Annotated in this window: 17 protein-coding genes; 14 read left to right on the plus strand and 3 right to left on the minus strand. The window is 68.2% G+C overall.

Going from position 1 to position 16980, the window contains the following annotated elements:
- Positions 1-263: 263 nt before the first annotated feature.
- Positions 264-1067 (minus strand): CAF17-like 4Fe-4S cluster assembly/insertion protein YgfZ, encoded by an 804-nt coding sequence (gene ygfZ, locus ABIE04_RS12800; protein WP_354550744.1) that lies wholly within the window; start codon positions 1065-1067, stop codon positions 264-266.
- Between the two features lie 130 nt (positions 1068-1197).
- Between ygfZ and ABIE04_RS12805 the strand changes: the two genes are divergently transcribed.
- From ABIE04_RS12805 to lpxK, 14 genes are all read left to right on the plus strand, one after another.
- Positions 1198-1365: a DUF1674 domain-containing protein gene (locus ABIE04_RS12805; protein ID WP_354551461.1), complete on the plus strand. Its 168-nt coding sequence runs from the start codon at positions 1198-1200 to the stop codon at positions 1363-1365.
- An 87-nt stretch (positions 1366-1452) separates the two neighbouring features.
- Positions 1453-1848: a succinate dehydrogenase, cytochrome b556 subunit gene (sdhC, locus tag ABIE04_RS12810; protein WP_354550746.1), complete on the plus strand. Its 396-nt coding sequence runs from the start codon at positions 1453-1455 to the stop codon at positions 1846-1848.
- The gene (gene sdhD, locus ABIE04_RS12815; protein WP_354550749.1) at positions 1845-2246 is read left to right on the plus strand and encodes a succinate dehydrogenase, hydrophobic membrane anchor protein; all 402 of its coding nucleotides are present in this window, start codon (positions 1845-1847) and stop codon (positions 2244-2246) included. The genes sdhC and sdhD overlap by 4 nt, the downstream gene beginning before the upstream one ends.
- Before the next feature lie 24 nt (positions 2247-2270).
- Entirely contained in the window at positions 2271-4058 is a 1788-nt protein-coding gene (sdhA, locus tag ABIE04_RS12820) for a succinate dehydrogenase flavoprotein subunit (protein WP_354550751.1), read from the plus strand.
- Positions 4059-4142: 84 nt separating this feature from the next.
- Positions 4143-4925 (plus strand): succinate dehydrogenase iron-sulfur subunit, encoded by a 783-nt coding sequence (locus ABIE04_RS12825; RefSeq protein ID WP_214557130.1) that lies wholly within the window; start codon positions 4143-4145, stop codon positions 4923-4925.
- 104 nt (positions 4926-5029) lie between these two features.
- Entirely contained in the window at positions 5030-5278 is a 249-nt protein-coding gene (locus ABIE04_RS12830; RefSeq protein WP_354550754.1) for a succinate dehydrogenase assembly factor 2, read from the plus strand.
- Positions 5250-5687 carry a protein YgfX gene (locus ABIE04_RS12835; RefSeq protein ID WP_354550757.1) on the plus strand — a complete coding sequence of 146 codons (438 nt, stop codon included), beginning with the start codon at positions 5250-5252 and terminating at the stop codon, positions 5685-5687. Before ABIE04_RS12830 ends, ABIE04_RS12835 begins: the two co-directional genes overlap by 29 nt.
- A gap of 98 nt (positions 5688-5785) precedes the next feature.
- Positions 5786-7027 (plus strand): lipoprotein-releasing ABC transporter permease subunit, encoded by a 1242-nt coding sequence (locus ABIE04_RS12840; protein ID WP_354550759.1) that lies wholly within the window; start codon positions 5786-5788, stop codon positions 7025-7027.
- A gap of 7 nt (positions 7028-7034) precedes the next feature.
- Positions 7035-7733, plus strand: coding sequence for a lipoprotein-releasing ABC transporter ATP-binding protein LolD (lolD, locus tag ABIE04_RS12845; protein WP_354550761.1), 699 nt, complete (start codon positions 7035-7037; stop codon positions 7731-7733).
- A 201-nt stretch (positions 7734-7934) separates the two neighbouring features.
- The gene (locus ABIE04_RS12850; protein ID WP_354550763.1) at positions 7935-10235 is read left to right on the plus strand and encodes a DNA internalization-related competence protein ComEC/Rec2; all 2301 of its coding nucleotides are present in this window, start codon (positions 7935-7937) and stop codon (positions 10233-10235) included.
- Between the two features lie 56 nt (positions 10236-10291).
- The gene (locus ABIE04_RS12855; RefSeq protein WP_354550765.1) at positions 10292-10999 is read left to right on the plus strand and encodes a MotA/TolQ/ExbB proton channel family protein; all 708 of its coding nucleotides are present in this window, start codon (positions 10292-10294) and stop codon (positions 10997-10999) included.
- A 9-nt stretch (positions 11000-11008) separates the two neighbouring features.
- Positions 11009-11440 carry an ExbD/TolR family protein gene (locus tag ABIE04_RS12860; RefSeq protein ID WP_354550767.1) on the plus strand — a complete coding sequence of 144 codons (432 nt, stop codon included), beginning with the start codon at positions 11009-11011 and terminating at the stop codon, positions 11438-11440.
- A complete protein-coding gene (gene msbA / locus ABIE04_RS12865) occupies positions 11437-13221 on the plus strand; it encodes a lipid A export permease/ATP-binding protein MsbA (RefSeq protein ID WP_354550769.1) in 1785 nt (594 codons plus the stop codon). The genes ABIE04_RS12860 and msbA overlap by 4 nt, the downstream gene beginning before the upstream one ends.
- A 9-nt stretch (positions 13222-13230) precedes the next feature.
- Positions 13231-14232, plus strand: coding sequence for a tetraacyldisaccharide 4'-kinase (lpxK, locus tag ABIE04_RS12870; RefSeq protein WP_354550772.1), 1002 nt, complete (start codon positions 13231-13233; stop codon positions 14230-14232).
- Here lpxK and hutI read toward each other — a convergent pair.
- On the minus strand, positions 14169-15431 hold the full coding sequence (hutI, locus tag ABIE04_RS12875; protein WP_354550774.1) for an imidazolonepropionase: 1263 nt from the start codon (positions 15429-15431) through the stop codon (positions 14169-14171). The two genes, lpxK and hutI, sit on opposite strands and share 64 nt — an antisense overlap.
- Before the next feature lie 13 nt (positions 15432-15444).
- Positions 15445-16896, minus strand: a complete 1452-nt coding sequence (locus tag ABIE04_RS12880) for a chloride channel protein (RefSeq protein ID WP_354550777.1) — start codon at positions 16894-16896, stop codon at positions 15445-15447.
- Positions 16897-16980: the final 84 nt, after the last annotated feature.

Raw genomic sequence — 16980 nt, forward strand, 5'->3', positions numbered from 1 at the left:
GTTGCCTTCGACTACTACGCACTCGTTGGCTGCGAGGCGGTGTTCCATCCGGCGATGCTGCAGCCGGGTCGCGCCGATTCGGATTCTTCCGGTTCGTCGCGTACATCGACACCCCGTGTTCCGGATGTCGCGATATTCGATCGGCGGAGCCTAGTGGCGGAATTTGCCGCTGGCAAGTGCCGGGGTGCCGAAGTTTATCTGACGCTCACGATTCGTTGACAGATGCCATGACGAACGAACTACGTCGCAGCGACGTGTATCGATCATGCCGGCCACGATGTGACGAGTTCCATCACGAAGTTGTCGTCGAGTGCTTGCGCATGGGTGTCGCTGGCTTGCGCTGCAATGTCGTCGCTCAATACGACGAGTGCCTCGATGCCGTCGTCCGTCGTGAGGGTTTCGAGTACGCAACCGACCTCGCGTCCGTCGCTGCGCAGCACATCGCCGGCATTCGCTGCTTGCGACAAAGTGACGCGATGCAGGTGTCGTTTGTGTCCGCCGCGAAAGTGCAGTCGCGCGACGATTTCCTGGCCGGGGTAGCAGCCCTTGTCGATGGCGACCGCGTGCAGTCGCTGCAGCGACAGTGCCGGTGGCAGCAGCTCATTCAGAAGTTGCGTCGGCAGCCACGGCCAGCCCGCGCGCAACTGCGGCAGGCGCCATGCATCGTCGCCGTTTCCGGAAGCGGTGATGCGCAGGCTGTGCGTGGCGCAGCCGAGCGATACCGTTGCGCCGTCATCCATGATGGCGTTCAGCGGCAATGACGGACCCGTCGCGAGTGCGCGCAGCGGCAGTGCGGTCACGCTGACTTTCGAGCGGAACACGAAACGCCGCAGCGCATCGGCCATCGCGGCGGCGACGCCACCGCGCAGCAACAGCAGGTAGCGGTCATCGGCGAGACGGGCCAGGTGGAACAACGCGCGCACGCGCCCTTGCGGGTCGAGCCATGCGCTGAATTGCCACTGGCCGGTGGCGAGCGAGGCGACTGCGCTGCTGAACTGCGCGTGTGCGAAAGCCGTCGCGTCGGGGCCTTCGATCAACAGGGTTTCGGCAGGATGGTATGTCGGCATGAGTCAGCCAGAATTGGGGGCAGGTGGCGCCGGGCACAAGTGCGATACGGCAGTCGCGACGTCACTGGAGCATGGCGTATGGTTGTACTGCATTGCCGCAAGTATTAACCTTTGTCGGCTTACAAAAACCATGTCCGATACCTCCTTCCCAGCCGAGTCCACACCTGCTTCCGTTTCGACGGAAACAACCGCCGTGCCTGTCGGCCCGGTCGCGGACAAGGAACCGGGGAAGCGGCCGGCTCCCGATCCCACGCGTTATGGTGATTGGGAAAAGAACGGGCGCTGTATCGACTTCTGAACGACCGCACGGCGCGTGTCGCCGTTGCGTACCAGGACAGGGGAAGGTGCGGCATGGACATCAGCGATTCCACACAGGATAGCCGCCATGGCAGATACGCAACGACCGCTCTCCCCGCATCTGCAGATCTACAAGAAGCAGGTGCAGATGATGACCTCCATCACGCACCGTGCCACAGGCATCGCGCTGGCGGTCGGCACCTTGCTGGTGGTTTGCGGCCTGCTGCACCTGGCGGGGGGTGAGGAGAGCTTCAACCACTTCAAGGGCGTCATCGGCAGTCCAGTGGGCCTGATCCTGCTGCTCGGCTGGAGCTGGTCGCTGTTCTATCACCTGTGCAACGGCATCCGGCACCTGGTGCAGGATGCCGGCCTCGGCTACGAGATTCCCCAGTTCATCCGCTCCAGCTGGCTGTCGGTCGTCGGCAGCATCGTGCTCACGGTGTTGGTGTGGGCTTATGTATGGATGGCCGGAGGTGCGGCATGAGCGCCAAGGACGTCGTGAAAGACCGCCGCAACCCGTTGAAGACCGCCCGCGGTCTGGGTTCGTCGCAGTCCGGCGTGGGCCACTGGTGGACCCAGCGGGTGACCGCGGCGGCGCTGGTGCTGCTGGGCATCTGGTTCGTGGTCACCGTGCTTTGCCTGCTGCATGCCGACTACGCCACCGCACGCGCCACCGTGGCGAAGCCGTGGAACGCACTGCTGCTGATCGCGTTCGTGCTCACCATGTTCTGGCATGCCGTGCTCGGCCTGCAGGTGGTGATCGAGGACTACGTGCATACCCGCTGGAAGGAAGTCGTGCTGATGGTGGCGATCAAGTTCCTCGCGGTGCTGGGCGCGCTGGCTGGCGTGCTTGCCGTGCTGCGCATTGCGCTGACCCCATAAGACAAGACGCGAGGCCGGGATTTCATGGAAAGCTACAAGGTTCAGCAACATCTGTATGACGTGATCGTGGTGGGCGCCGGTGGCGCTGGCCTGCGTGCCACGTTCGGCCTGGCCGAGAAAGGCCTCAAGGCCGCCTGCATCACCAAGGTCTTTCCCACCCGTTCGCATACGGTAGCGGCGCAGGGCGGCATCTCCGCCGCGCTCGGCAACATGGGCGAAGACGACTGGCGCTTCCACTTCTATGACACCGTCAAGGGCGGCGACTGGCTCGGCGACCAGGACGCGATCGAGTACATGTGCAAGCACGCGCCGGAGGCGGTGATCGAGCTGGAGCACTACGGCGTGCCGTTCTCGCGCACCGACGAGGGCAAGATCTACCAGCGCCCGTTCGGCGGCATGACCACGCATTACGGCAAGGGCACCGCGCAGCGCACCTGCGCCGCGGCCGACCGCACCGGCCACGCGATCTTGCACACGCTGTACCAGCAGGCGCTGGCGCACGACGCCACGTTCTTCATCGAATACTTCGCGATCGACCTGATCTTCGACGAAGCCGGCGTCTGCCGCGGCGTGCTGGCGCTGGACATGAACGAGGGCACCTTGCACTTCTTCCGCGGCCAGGCCGTGGTGCTGGCCACCGGCGGCTACGGCCGCGCCTACTTCAGCGCCACCTCGGCGCATACCTGCACCGGCGACGGCGGCGGCATGGTGCTGCGCGCGGGCCTGGCGCTGCAGGACATGGAGTTCGTGCAGTTCCATCCCACCGGCATCTACGGCGCCGGCTGCCTGATCACCGAAGGCGTGCGCGGCGAAGGCGGCTACCTCACCAACTCCGCGGGCGAGCGCTTCATGGAGCGCTACGCGCCCAGCGCGAAGGACCTGGCTTCGCGCGACGTGGTCAGCCGCGCCATGACGATCGAGATCCGCGAAGGCCGCGGCGTCGGCGAGCACAAGGACCACATCTATCTCAACCTGATGCACCTCGGTCCCGAGGTCATCCACGAACGGCTGCCGGGCATTGCCGAGTCGGCGCGCATCTTCGCCGGCGTGGACGTGACCAAGGAGCCGATCCCGGTGTTGCCGACCGTGCACTACAACATGGGCGGCATCCCGACCAATTATCACGGCGAAGTCGTACAGAAGCGCGGCGACGACGTCGACGCGATCGTGCCGGGCCTGTTCGCGATCGGCGAGGCGGCCTGCGTGTCGGTGCACGGCGGCAACCGCCTTGGCTCGAACTCGCTGCTCGACCTGGTGGTGTTCGGTCGTGCGGTGGCGCATCGCTGCGCCGAGCTGATCGAGCCGGGCGCGGCACACAAGGACCTGCCGACGAACGTGCTGGACAAGTCGCTGGCCCGTTTCGACGCACTGCGCCATGCCAAGGGCAGCACGCCGACGGCGCAGATCCGCATGGCGATGCAGCGCACGATGCAGAAGGACGCCGCGGTGTTCCGCACCGGCGAGACGCTGGCCGAGGGCAAGCAGAAGATCTCCGAGGTGTTCGACCTGTTCCAGGATGTCGGCGTCAGCGATCGCTCGCTGGTATGGAACTCCGACCTGATCGAGACGCTGGAGCTGTCCAACCTGCTGGCGCAGGCGGTGGCCACCATGCATTCGGCCGAGCAGCGCCCGGAAAGCCGCGGTGCGCATGCGCGCGAGGACTTCCCGGAGCGCGACGACGTCAACTGGATGAAGCACACCCTGGTGTGGGTCGACGAAGCGGGCAAGTCGCGCTTCGATTTCCGCCCGGTGCACATGAATCCGATGACCGACGAGGTCAAGGCCGTGCCGCCGGCGAAGCGGGTCTACTGAGCCTGCGCTTGCAGGCGGCATCACATCATCAGGTTGTACGGTCGGGGCGCAAGCCCTCCTGCAGAAAGTCGAAGGGTTCAGCACATGGCAGAGTTTTCGCTACCGAAGAATTCAAAGATCCAGCCGGGCAAGCACTATCCGGCCAAGGATGCGAAGAAGCCGCGTACCTTCCGCATCTATCGCTGGTCGCCGGATGACGGGCAGAACCCGCGCATCGACACCTACGAGGTCGACCTGGCCGCGTGCGGCCCGATGGTTCTGGACGCGCTGCTGAAGATCAAGAACGAGATCGACCCCACGCTGACCCTGCGCCGTTCGTGTCGCGAGGGCATCTGCGGCTCGTGCGCGATGAACATCGACGGCACCAACACGCTGGCCTGCACCCGCGCCATCAGCGAGTGTGCTTCGGGCGACGTGAAGATCTACCCGCTGCCGCACATGCCGGTGGTGAAGGACCTGATTCCCGACCTGACCCACTTCTACGCGCAGTTCGCCTCGATCAAGCCGTGGATCCGCACACAGAGTCCGGCACCGGATCGCGAGCGCCTGCAGTCGCCGGAGGAGCGCAAGAAACTCGACGGCCTGTACGAGTGCATCCTGTGCGCGTGCTGCTCGACCAGCTGCCCCAGTTATTGGTGGAACGGCGACAAGTACCTGGGCCCGGCGATCCTGCTGCAGGCCTACCGCTGGATCGTCGACTCGCGCGACGAAGCCACCGGCGAGCGCCTGGACGACCTGGAAGATCCGTTCAAGCTGTACCGCTGCCACACCATCATGAACTGCACGCGCACCTGCCCGAAGGGCCTCAACCCGGCCAAGGCGATTGCCGAGATCAAGAAGCTGATGGTGGAGCGGCGTTCGGCCTGATCGCAGCGCGCACGGTTCGACCACGACAGGCCGCCGCGTGCGGCCTGTCGCGTTCTGGCGCAACGGCTACACTTCGCATTCATGGATACCGATCGAGCCCCGTGATGGATGAAGCCCGCATCAAGCGCCTGCGCTGGCGCACTCGCCGCGGCACCCGCGAACTGGATGCCTTGTTCGGCGGCTGGCTGGACGAATGCTTTGCCGGCGCGGACGAAGCGCAGCAGCAGGCGTTCGACGAACTGCTCGACGTGCAGGACCCGGACCTGTGGGATTGGGTGATGGGCCACGCGCGCCCGGAGCGGGCGGACTGGCAGGCGATCGTCGATGACATCCGCACCCGCCATCGGCTTTGAGTACCGGCCGTCGCGGCTGTTGCGGCGAACACTGGTCCTGGTTGCCGCCCTGGCCGTGCTTGCCGTGGCGCTGAGCGCGCTGCCTGTTTGGGTGAGGCTGCTGCTGGCGACAGCCGCGTTACTGGCGACCTGGCATGCGCTTCGCCGCCTGGCCGCAAACCCGATCGCGGCGGCCGGCTGGAGCACCGACGATGCCTGGACGCTGCGCCTGACCGATCACGAGGACGTGCCGGCCACGCTGGCCTCGTTCCGGGTGCTTGGCGCGTTCGTGCTGCTGCGTCTGCAGACGGCGGAGCGGGGCGTGCAGGTGCTGCTGCTGGGGCCGGACAACAGCGATGCGGACATCCGCCGGCGCCTGCGCATGCGACTGGCCACGACTCAGCCGGGCGAAGCCGTGCCGCGCCTGTGATCGGCCGGCAACTTCGCCAACGCAGCGCGGTCTGAGCGAATACCTGATAATGGACGACCGGGCGGCCCGCCCTGCGATCCCCGACAAGCGACCCGCCCATGTTTCGACCGCTCGAACTCTTCATCGGCCTGCGCTACACCCGCGCCAAGCGGCGCAACCAGTTCATCTCCTTCATCTCCACCGTGTCGATCGTGTGCATCGCGATCAGCGTGATCGCGCTGATCACCGTGATGTCGGTGATGAACGGCTTCGACTACCAGATGCGCTCGCGCATCCTCGGCGCGATCTCGCACGCCACCGTGTCCGGCATCGGCGAGAGCGTGCAGGACTGGCCGCGTGCATTGCAGATCGCCGAGGCCAACCCGCACGTGCTGGGCGCCGCGCCGTACGTGGAGAGCGAGGCGATGCTGCTGGCGCGGCGCTCCAGCGGTGCCCTGGTGCGCGGCGTCGAGCCGGCGCAGGAACCGAAGGTCGTCGACATCGACAAGCACATGCTCGAGGGCAAGCTCAGCGAGCTGACCCCGGGCAGCTGGAACATCGTGCTGGGCCGCGAGCTGGCGATGACGCTCGGCGTCACGGTGGGCGACCGCGTCACCATGGCGGTGCAGCAGCTGCGCGCTTCGCCGATGGGCAGCGTGCCGCGGATGCGCAGCTTCCACGTGGTGGGCACGTTCGAGCTGGGCATGGAACAGTTCGATTCCGGCCTGGCCCTGGTCAACATGAGCGATGCGGAAAAGCTCAACGACCTCAGCGGCCCCACCGGCATCCGCCTGAAGCTCGACGACCTGTTCAACGCCCGTCCGGTCGCGCGCGAACTGGCCGACCAGCTCGGCCAGGTCTATCGCGTGCAGACCTGGATGGACACCAACGCGAACCTGTTCGCCGCGTTGTCGATGGAAAAGATGGTGATGTTCATCATCCTGTCGCTGATCATCCTGGTCGCGGTGATCAACCTGATCTCGATGCTGATGATGCTGGTCACCGACAAGCAGGCCGACATCGCGATCCTGCGCACGCTCGGCGCCACCCCGCGCAGCATCATGGGCATGTTCATGGTGCAGGGCGTGCTGGTGGGTTTCGTGGGCATCGGTTTCGGCGTGGGCTTCGGCTCGCTGCTGTCGTGGAAGCTGCCGGGCATCATCAAGTGGATCGAGCACACCTTCCACGTCACCTTCCTGTCGCCGGACGTCTATTACATCAGCGAGGTGCCGAGCCGACTGGACTGGCATGACGTCGGCTGGACCGCGCTGCTGACCTTCGCGTTCTCGCTGCTGGCCACCCTCTACCCCGCGTGGCGCGCCTCGCGCACGCAGCCGGCGCAGGCGCTGCGCTATGAATAAGACCGTCATGAATTCCACGACCGAAAACGTGCTGCGCGCCAGCCATGTCGCCAAGACCTATGACGAAGGCGGCTTGCGCACCGACGTACTGGGCGACGTCAACTTCACCCTGAAGCGCGGCGAGACGATGGCGATCGTCGGCGCCTCCGGCTCGGGCAAGAGCACCTTGCTGCACATCATCGGCGGGCTCGACACGCTGACCGCCGGCGAAGTGGAGGTCGACGGCCGCGTGCTGTCGAAGCTGTCCGACGCCGAGCGCGGCCGCGTGCGCAACCGCTCGCTCGGCTTCATCTACCAGTTTCACCACTTGCTGCCCGAGTTCACCGCGCTGGAAAACGTGTGCATGCCGCTGCTGATCCGCGGCACCGCGATCGCCGAAGCGCAGAAGCAGGCCACAGTCCTGCTGGAACGGGTCGGGCTGGGCGGACGCACGCACCACAAGCCGTCCGAACTGTCCGGCGGCGAACGCCAGCGCTGCGCGGTGGCGCGCGCGCTGGTGACGCGGCCGGCCTGCGTGCTCGGCGACGAACCCACCGGCAACCTCGACGAAGCCAACGCCGCGCAGGTCTACGCGCTGATGCTGGAACTCAATCGCGAGATCGGCACCAGCTTCGTGCTGGTCACCCACGACCCGCACCTGGCGGCGAAGATGGACCGCACCCTGGTGCTGCACAACGGCGTCTTGCAGGAAAGCCCGAAAGCCTGACGCTCTGCCCCTCTGCAGGCGGGGAGGTGGTGCGAGCTTGCGGGAAAGGTCAAGAGCCACCCCTCCCTGGCCCTCCCCTGCTCCACAGGGGGAGGGGATCGATTCCGCACTCCTCGGCACGCGCCTACACGTTTTTCGTCTTCATCGCCGCATCCGTCACGCTAGGCTCGGACTCTTCCAGGATGGAACGGGGCATGCGACATGGCGCGAGTGGGGGCGATCACGGCGGCATCGGCCTTGCTGGCCGGCGTGCTGCTGGTGCAATGGTTGCCGCGATTGCCGCCGCACTGGAGCCTGGCCCTGTTGCTGCTGGCGGCCGCCTTGCTGGCCTGGCGTTGCCCGCGCTGGCGCTGGCTGGCCTGGCTGCTGTTCGGCATCGTGTGGGCGGCGTGGCGTGGCGGCGTGGCGATGGACGCGCGGTTGCCGCGGGCACTGGAAGGGCGTGATTTTGTCGTCGTCGGCACGATGGCCGACCTGCCGCTGGCGCATCCGGATGCCAGCCGCTTCACGCTGCGGGTGGAACAGGTCACGCTGGACGGCCAGCCGGTCGCGCTGCGCGGTCGCGTCACGGTGTCTTGGTACGACGGCGCGCCGCCGCTTCGGCCGTGTTCGCGCTGGCGCCTGTCGTTGCGCCTGAAGCGGACGCGCGGGCTGCTCGATCCGGGCGGTGCCGACAGCGAACGCTCGGCGCTGGAGCGCGGCATCGTCGCCACCGGCTATGTGCGCGACGATCCCGGCAACGCGCCACTGGCCGGCGCGCGCTGGTGCGTCGACGGGGTGCGCGATGCGGTGGCCCGCGGCATTGCGGCGCGCGTGCGCGACCGGCATGACGCGGCCCTGCTGCAGGCGTTCACGGTTGGCGACACGCGCGGGCTGCAGCAGCAGGACTGGGCGGTGGCGCGCGCGAACGGGGTGTCGCACCTGATCGCGATTTCCGGCTTCCACGTCGGCGTGGCGGCGGTATTCGGCGTGTGGCTGGCGCTGCTGGCCTATGCGTTGTGGCCGCGGCTGGGCCTGTGGTTGCCGCGGCCGCAGGCGCAGGCCGCGGCGGCGCTGCTGGTGGCCGCGATGTACAGCGCGCTGGCAGGCTTCGGCCTGCCCACGGTGCGCACCTTGCTGATGATCGCGGTGGTGGCGCTGGCGCGTTGCAGCCGTCGCGGCAGCAGCGCTGCGCAATCGCTGGCGCTGGCGATGATCGCGATCCTGCTGGTCGATCCGCTGGCGGTGCTGGCGGCAGGTTTCTGGCTGTCGTTCGTCGGCGTGGCGTTCCTGATGCTGTGCCTGCAATCGCGCGGCCGCGGCCTGCGCGCGTTCCTGCACGAGCTGTCGGCCGGGCAGCTGGTGATGACGGTGGCGTTGTTGCCGCTGACCTTGTGGTTCTTCGGCCAGGCTTCGCTGGTAGGCGCGTTGTCGAACCTGATCGCGGTGCCCGTGGTCAGCTTCGTGATCGTGCCCTGCGCTTTGCTCGGCATGCTGTTGCTGGGCCTGTGCCCGCCGCTGGCCGCGCCGGTGCTGTGGCTGGCCGCGCGGATCGCGCATGCGCAGTGGTGGCTGCTGGAACAGATGGCGACGTGGCCCGGCGCACACTGGTATCTGCCCGCGGTGCAGGCGCATGCGCTGCTGCTGGCCGTGCTCGGCGCGCTGTGGCTGTTCCTGCCGCGCGGCGTGCCGCTGCGCGGGTTCGGCCTGCTGCTGTTCCTGCCGCTGCTGTGGCCGCCGTTGCCGCGGCCGGCGGAGGGCGCCTTCCGGGTGTGGGTGCTGGACGTGGGGCAGGGCTTGTCGGTGCTGCTGCGCACCCGCGATCACGTGCTGGTCTATGACGCCGGCGCGCGTTACCCATCCGGCTTCGACCTGGGCGAAGCGGTGGTGTTGCCGTCGGTCCACGCGCTGGGCATCAGCCGGGTGGACATGCTGATGATCAGCCACGGCGACAACGACCATGCCGGCGGCGCCGAGGTGGTCGCCGACGCTTTCCCGCAGGCGCAACGCTATGCCGGCGAGCCGTCGCGGATACGCGTGCCGATGCAGCAGTGCGTGGCCGGGCAGGCATGGCAATGGGATGGCGTGCGCTTTCGCGTGCTGAGCCCGGCACGCGGCGCGGGCGACCGCGACAACGACAGCTCCTGCGTGCTGCTGGTCGAGGGGCGTGGCGGGCGCCTGCTGCTGACCGGGGACATCAGCGCGAAGATGGAACCGCAGGTAGCGGCGGCAGTCGGCCCCGGGCCGCCGCTGGTGATGCTGGTGCCGCATCATGGCAGCAAGACCTCGTCCAGCGCCGCCTTCATCGCCGCCGTGCGACCGCGGCTGGCCGTGGTGTCGGCGGGCTGGCGCAACCGCTTCGGCCACCCGAAGCCGGAAGTGCTGGCGCGCTACGCCGAGGCCCAGGTGCCGGTGTTCGGCACGGCCCGGCAGGGCGCGATCCCGCTGGATTTCCCCGCCGACGCGCCGCCGCGGCGCGAACCGGGCTGGCGCCAGCGGCAGGCGCGCTATTGGCGCGAGTGACGGGTCAGGCGGGGAATGCCACGCATGCCGCAGTACAGCGGGACGAGACTGCTATCATGCGCGCTTCCTGTCAGGTCGTGCGTTGGGGTCGAAAAGTGCTGGAAATTCTGTTGGCTGGCGGTTGGGCGCTGGCGCCCATCCTGATCTGTTCGGCGGTGGCTTTGGCGATCGTGCTGGAGCGTTGCTGGACCCTGCGCCGCAAATCGGTGCTGCCGCCGGGCCTGGGCGATGAAGTGCGCCAGTGGGCGCGTTCCGGCCAGCTCGATCCGAAACATCTCGACACGCTGGCCAGCGGTTCGCCGCTGGGCGAGCTGCTGGCCGCCGCGCTGACCGTGCGCCGGCAGCCGCGCGAGCTGATCAAGGAACGCATCGAGGACACCGGTCGCCACGTGATCCACCGGATGGAGCGCTACCTCAACACGCTGGGCACGATCGCGCTGATCGGCCCGCTGCTGGGCCTGTTCGGCACCGTGATCGGCCTGATCCGCATGTTCATGGAAGTGATGGCCGGCGGCATCGGCGACCCGGCGAAGATGGCCGGCGGCATCGGCGAGGCGCTGATCTGCACCGCGGCCGGCCTGACCGTGGCCATCCCTGCGTATGTGCTGCACCGCTACTTCCGCTCGCGCGTGGCGGGCTACTGCGTGGAGATGGAAAAGCAGGCGACGGCGCTGCTCGACGACCTGACCCTGGCCACTGCTCCGGCAGCGGCACCCGTGCGGCCGCGCCGCGCGCCGACGCCGACCGCGCCGAGCGCAGGCTGAGGCGCACCGATGCGTATCGGCAACGACCGCCGCGGCGACGACTTCGAGATCAACGTGATCCCGTTGATCGACGTGCTGCTGACCCTGCTGATGTTCTTCGTGCTGACCAGCACGTTCATCCAGCACTCGCGCCTGCAGGTGACCCTGCCGCAGGCGAGCACGCAGGATCGCGACATGAACGCCCCGGCGCTGACCGTGATGATCGACCACGACGGCCGTTTCTACGTCGGCAGCGACGAGGTGATGGGCGAGGGCATCGAGGCGCTGAAGCAGACCATCGCGCGCAATGCGGGCGACGACCGCGAGCGCCCGGTGACGATCCGCGCCGACGCGATGACGCCAAACCAGAATGTGGTCACCGCGATGGACGCGCTGGGCCAGCTCGGCTTCACCCGGTTGTCGATCGCCACCACGCCGAGCAAGCCGGGTAGTCAGCAGTGAGCGGCCAGAAAAGCGGCGTGTGGGATGCCGAAAGCTGGCGCATCTACCATCGCCTGCTTGGCTACACCCGCCGTTACTGGGTGATCGGACTCGTCACCCTGGTCGGCATGGCGGTGGACGGCGGCGGCCTGGTGGTATTCACCAAACTGCTGCAGCCGCTGATCGATCAGCTGTTCGCGCACAAGGACCCCTACCTGATCTTCTGGATGCCGATCTGGATCATTGCCATCTTTGCGGTGCGTGGCGTGGGCACCTTCGTCAGCAGCTACGGCATCGCCTACATCGGACGCAACGTGGTGCAGGTGATGCAGCATGACGTGTTCGCTGCCTACCTGCGGCTGCCGGCGGCGTTTTTCGGCGCCGAAGCCTCCGGCCACCAGGTTTCCCGCATCACCTACACCAGCGAGCAGGTGGCCTCGGCATCCACCGATGCAGTGAAGATCGTGGTGACCGAAGGTGTCACCGTCATCGGCTGCCTGTACGTGATGCTGTTCTACAGCGCCTACCTGACGATGGCGTTGCTGGTCATGGTACCGGCGATTGCGTTGATCGCCACCGTCGTCAGCCGCCGTTATCGCCAGATCAGCAGGCGCATCCAGGGAATGATGGGTTCGGTCACCGGCACGGTGGAGGAGTCGGTGGGGGCGCATCGCGAGGTACGCATCTACGGCGGCCAGCCGCATGAGGCAACCCGGTTCAACGAGGTCACCCAGCGCGCGAAGCGGCTCAACCTGAAGATTGCGGCCACCAACGCCATGTCGAGCACCGCGATCCAGACCGTGGCGGCATGTGCGCTGGCGGCGCTGGTCTACCTGGGTACGCGGCCATCGGTGATCGATGGCATTTCGCCGGGCGTGTTCGTCGCCGTACTGACCGCGATGGGCACCATGATGCCGTCACTGAAACGGCTGACCACGGTACAGGCGAACATCCAGCGCGGCCTGTCCGCCGCCACGGACCTGTTCGAGATCATCGACATGCCGCCGGAGACCGATGCGGGTCGCCGGGACATCGTGCGGACGCGCGGCGACATCCGTTTCGAAGAGGTCCGCATGGCTTATCCGCGCGGCGAGTTCGAGGCCCTGCGCGGCGTGGACCTGCATTGCGCCCCCGGCACGGTGACCGCCCTGGTCGGCCGCTCCGGCAGCGGCAAGAGCAGCCTGGCCAGCCTGCTGCCGCGCTTCTACGAGCCCAGCGCCGGACGCATCGTGCTGGACGGCGAGGACTACCGGGAATACACGCTGGCCTCGCTGCGTCGGCAGATCGCCTGGGTCGGACAAAGCGTGGTGCTGTTCGACGACACCGTGGCCAACAACATCGCCTACGGCGAGCTGGCCGGCGCCAGCGAGGCGGACATCATCGCCGCCGCCGAGGCGGCGAATGCGATGGAGTTCATCGCGCGCATGCCGCAAGGCATCCACACGCCGATCGGGCAGAGCGGCAACACGCTTTCCGGCGGCCAGCGCCAGCGCATCGCGATCGCCCGCGCGATCCTCAAGAACGCGCCGATCCTGGTGCTGGACGAGGCGACCAGCGCGCTCGATACCGAGTCGGAGCAGTTGATCCAGCAGGCACTGCAGCGCCTGATGCGCGACCGCACCACCCTGGTGATCGCGCATCGCCTGTCCACCGTCGAGGGTGCCGAGCAGATCGCCGTGATGGACCAGGGCCGCATCATCGAGCGTGGCACGCACGCCGAGCTGATCGCGCTGGGCGGGCAGTATGCCGCGCTGCACCGGATGCAGTTCCACGACCACGCCGTCGGCCTCGGCAGCGACTGAGGATCGTCCATGGCGCTGATCGACACGCTCGAATCAGCCTGGTACGGCAACGGCCGGGTACCCTGGTGGGCGTCACCGCTGGCGGCGTTGTACGGCTGCGTGACCCGGCTGCGTCGCGGCCTGTTCCGGATCGGCGGGCTGCGCAGCGTGCGCCTGCCGGCACCGGTCGTGGTGATCGGCAATATCAGCGCCGGCGGCACCGGCAAGACGCCGTTGACGATCGCCGTGGCCGCCGCCTTGCGCGCGCGCGGTTACCGGCCCGGCGTGGTCAGCCGCGGCTACGGCGGCAGCCAGCGTGAACCGCTGTTGCTCGGCGAAGCGCCGGACCCGGCACAGGTCGGCGACGAACCCTGCCTGATTCACGCCAGCGGCGTGCCGGTGGCGGTAGGGCGCGATCGTCCGGCGGCGGCGCAACTGCTGCTGGACGCCGGCTGCGACGTGCTGATCGCCGACGACGGCCTGCAGCACTACCGCCTGGCGCGCGACGTGGAGATCTGCGTGATCGACGGCACCCGCCGCTTCGGCAACCGCCGGCTGCTGCCGGCCGGGCCATTGCGCGAACCGTTGGACCGCCTGCAGCGCGTCGACCTGCGCGTCTGCAACGGCGGCGCAGCCGAGGCGGGCGAATACCCGATGCAACTGCGCGGCGGCGACGCGATCGCACTGGACGACGGCCGCACGCAGGCGCTGGCCAGCTTCCGCGGCCAGCGTGTCCACGCGGTGGCGGCGATCGGAAACCCGCAGCGTTTCTTCGACAGCCTGCGTGCCGCCGGCATCGAGGTGATCGAGCATGCCTTCGCCGACCATCACGGTTTCGTTCCGGCGGACCTGGATTTCGCGGATGGCCTGCCGCTGCTGATGACCGACAAGGACGCGGTCAAATGCCGCCGTTTTGCCCAGCAACACTGGTGGCGGGTGCCGGTGCAGGCGTACTTGCCGGCAGCATTCTACGAGGTGCTGGGCGAACGCCTGGACGGTTTGCGCCGCGAAACCAGTTCGCCCGCCACGTAGACCCTGCGGGCCAGGCCTCCACCGATCCAGTAGCACAGCTCGGCCGGCTGGCGCGCGTTCCATACCACCAGATCGGCGCGCTGGCCGATCGCCAGCGTGCCGCGGTCGTCGAGGCCAAGCGCGCGCGCGGCGTTCACGGTAACTCCGCGCAGCGCCTCCTCCGGGGTCAGCCGGAACAAGGTGCAGGCCATGCCGGCGGCCAGCCGCACCGACAGCAGTGGCGAGGTGCCGGGGTTGCAGTCGGTGGCGATGGCGATCGGCACGTGGTGTTCGCGCAGCGCCGCGACCGGCGGCAGCTGCGTCTCGCGCAGCGCGTAGAACGCACCGGGCAGCAGCACCGCGACGGTGCCGGCGGCAGCCATCGCCGCGATGCCGGATTCGCCGAGGTGTTCCAGATGGTCGGCGGAAAGGCCGCCGTACTCGGCGACCAGCGCGGCGCCGCCGAGATCGGACAATTGCTCCGCGTGCAGCTTCACCGGCAGGCCGAGCTGCTTCGCGCGCTCGAACACGCGGCGGGTTTCCTCGCGGCTGAAGCCGATGCCTTCACAGAACGCATCGACCGCATCGACGAGTTTTTCGGCGGCAAGCGCGGGCAGCATGTCGTCGCAGACCAGCGCCACGTAATCGTCGCGCCGATCCCGGTATTCCGGCGGCAGCGCATGCAGGCCGAGAAAGCTGGTGCGCACGCCGATGCCCAACTCGCGGCCGAGCCGTCGCGCCACCCGCAGCATGCGGCGTTCGCTGTCGAGATCCAGCCCGTAGCCGGACTTGATTTCCAGCGTGGTCACGCCGTCGGCCAGCAATGCCTGGGCGCGCGGCAGCGACTGCGCGAACAACTGCTCCTCGCTGGCGGCGCGGGTGGCATTGACGCTGGAGGCGATGCCGCCGCCGGCGCGGGCGATCTCCTCGTAGCTGGCGCCGTTGAGGCGCAGCTCGAATTCGTGGGCGCGGTCGCCGCCGAACACCAGATGGGTGTGGCAGTCGACCAGCCCTGGCGTGACCAGGGCGCCGTCCAGCGACTCCACCGTGGTGGCGAGGGTGGTCGGAGCATCCGGCAGCTCATCCTGCCGGCCGACCCAGGCGATGCGGCCGTGGTGCAGCGCGATCGCGCCGTGCCCGATCAGGCCATAGGGCTCGTCGCCGGCAAACGTGGCGAGGGCGGCGTTCAGCAGCAGGTGGTCCCAGCGGGGTTCGGTCATTGCTGTCACTCCGTCATGGCTGGCTGGGGCGCGGCGGGTCCGCAGGCGCAGCGGGCTCCGTGTAGGCCGTGGTTTCGCTGGCGGCGGGCAGCGGTTCCGCGGACGCCTGGTCGGCACGCGCAGCCTGCTGCTCGAAGTCGCGCACCATGCGCTCGGCGAAATCGCGATACACCGGGGTGGGACAGAACAGCGACGCCGCCGCGCGGGCGAGCAGGCAGGCGGCCATGATCGGGATCACCATGTCCTGGTTATCGGTCAGTTCCATCGCGATCACCGCCGAGGTCAGCGGCGAGCCGGTGACGCCGGCCAGGTACGCGCTCATGCCCAGCAGCACCACCGCACCGGCAGGCGCGCCCGGCAGGAAATGCGCGATGTTCTGGCCCAGGCCGGCGCCGACCGCCAGCGCCGGCGAGAAGATGCCACCCGGAATGCCGGCCCAGTACGAGACCACGTTGGCCAGCAGCTTGGCGATGCCGAAGCTCTGGTCCGGCATGCTGGCGGCGCCCTGCACGATCGCGCGGGCCTGGTCGTAGCCCGTACCGTAGATGCTGTTGTGCGTGCATGTGCCGAGCAGGGCCAGCGCCAGGCCGCAGCCCGCGGCGAACCACACCGGCCAGCGCGCGCGCAGGCGGCCGATCTGCGCCAGCGGGCCGCGTCGGCTGAGCAGGATCAGCCGCGCGAACAGGCCGCCGAGCAGGCCGCAGATGACGCCGGTCAGCAGCACGGCGAGCCAGGCGTGGCCGAGCGGCAGGCTGGCCTCGACTTCGCCGAAGTACGAGTAGTTGCCCATGATGCCGAGCGAGACCACGCCGCCGATGATCACCGCGGTCAGCAGCAGGCCGCTGAAGCGGTGCTCGAACGTGCCGGCGAGTTCCTCGATCGCGAACACCACGCCGGCCAGCGGCGTGTTGAACGCCGCCGCGATGCCGGCCGCGCCGCCGGCCAGGATGAAGCGCGAGGCGGCCTTGGCGTCGCTGAAGCCGAAGCGGCGGCCGAGCGAGTAGAACAGGCCCGCGCTGACGTGCACGGTCGGTCCCTCGCGCCCGACCGAGGCACCCGCGGCGAGGGCGATCAGGGTCAGCACCATCTTGCCGACGGCGATCGGCAACGCCAACATGCGCGCGCGGAAGTCCGCATTCTCGATATGCAAGGTGGCGATCACCTGCGGGATGCCGCTGCCGCGGGCGGCGCGCAGGCGACCTTCGGTGGCCCAGGCGAGCAGGCCGAACACCAGCGGAGTGAGGACCAGCGGAATCCAGCTGCCGTGCTTCAGGATGCCGAGAAACAAATGGTAGGACCAGGTGCTGGCCTTCGCGAACAGGATCGCCGCCAGTGCCACCAGTACCGCGCCGGACCACAGCACCAGCCGGCGCTTCCAGTGATGCGGCGCGAAGAATTCATGACCGAGCAGCGCCTGCAGGCGCGGGTTCGTCGACTTCGACGCGGGTTCGGGGGACGCGGACATGGCGCGATTATCGCAGAGTCATCGACGCCAGCAGGGCCTGTTCACGAATTGCGCTCAGGTGATGCGCATCTTCCGGCGCATCGC

Origin of the sequence: Rhodanobacter soli (genome assembly GCF_040548735.1) — a bacterium.
Classification (GTDB): domain Bacteria; phylum Pseudomonadota; class Gammaproteobacteria; order Xanthomonadales; family Rhodanobacteraceae; genus Rhodanobacter; species Rhodanobacter soli_A.

Coding starts and splice junctions, on each gene's coding strand:
- ygfZ (WP_354550744.1), bottom strand. CDS start 1,067: ATGCCGACATACCATCCTGCCGAAACCCTGTTGATCGAAGGCCCCGAC.
- ABIE04_RS12805 (WP_354551461.1), top strand. CDS start 1,198: ATGTCCGATACCTCCTTCCCAGCCGAGTCCACACCTGCTTCCGTTTCG.
- sdhC (WP_354550746.1), top strand. CDS start 1,453: ATGGCAGATACGCAACGACCGCTCTCCCCGCATCTGCAGATCTACAAG.
- sdhD (WP_354550749.1), top strand. CDS start 1,845: ATGAGCGCCAAGGACGTCGTGAAAGACCGCCGCAACCCGTTGAAGACC.
- sdhA (WP_354550751.1), top strand. CDS start 2,271: ATGGAAAGCTACAAGGTTCAGCAACATCTGTATGACGTGATCGTGGTG.
- ABIE04_RS12825 (WP_214557130.1), top strand. CDS start 4,143: ATGGCAGAGTTTTCGCTACCGAAGAATTCAAAGATCCAGCCGGGCAAG.
- ABIE04_RS12830 (WP_354550754.1), top strand. CDS start 5,030: ATGGATGAAGCCCGCATCAAGCGCCTGCGCTGGCGCACTCGCCGCGGC.
- ABIE04_RS12835 (WP_354550757.1), top strand. CDS start 5,250: ATGACATCCGCACCCGCCATCGGCTTTGAGTACCGGCCGTCGCGGCTG.
- ABIE04_RS12840 (WP_354550759.1), top strand. CDS start 5,786: ATGTTTCGACCGCTCGAACTCTTCATCGGCCTGCGCTACACCCGCGCC.
- lolD (WP_354550761.1), top strand. CDS start 7,035: ATGAATTCCACGACCGAAAACGTGCTGCGCGCCAGCCATGTCGCCAAG.
- ABIE04_RS12850 (WP_354550763.1), top strand. CDS start 7,935: ATGGCGCGAGTGGGGGCGATCACGGCGGCATCGGCCTTGCTGGCCGGC.
- ABIE04_RS12855 (WP_354550765.1), top strand. CDS start 10,292: ATGCGCGCTTCCTGTCAGGTCGTGCGTTGGGGTCGAAAAGTGCTGGAA.
- ABIE04_RS12860 (WP_354550767.1), top strand. CDS start 11,009: ATGCGTATCGGCAACGACCGCCGCGGCGACGACTTCGAGATCAACGTG.
- lpxK (WP_354550772.1), top strand. CDS start 13,231: ATGGCGCTGATCGACACGCTCGAATCAGCCTGGTACGGCAACGGCCGG.
- hutI (WP_354550774.1), bottom strand. CDS start 15,431: ATGACCGAACCCCGCTGGGACCACCTGCTGCTGAACGCCGCCCTCGCC.
- ABIE04_RS12880 (WP_354550777.1), bottom strand. CDS start 16,896: ATGTCCGCGTCCCCCGAACCCGCGTCGAAGTCGACGAACCCGCGCCTG.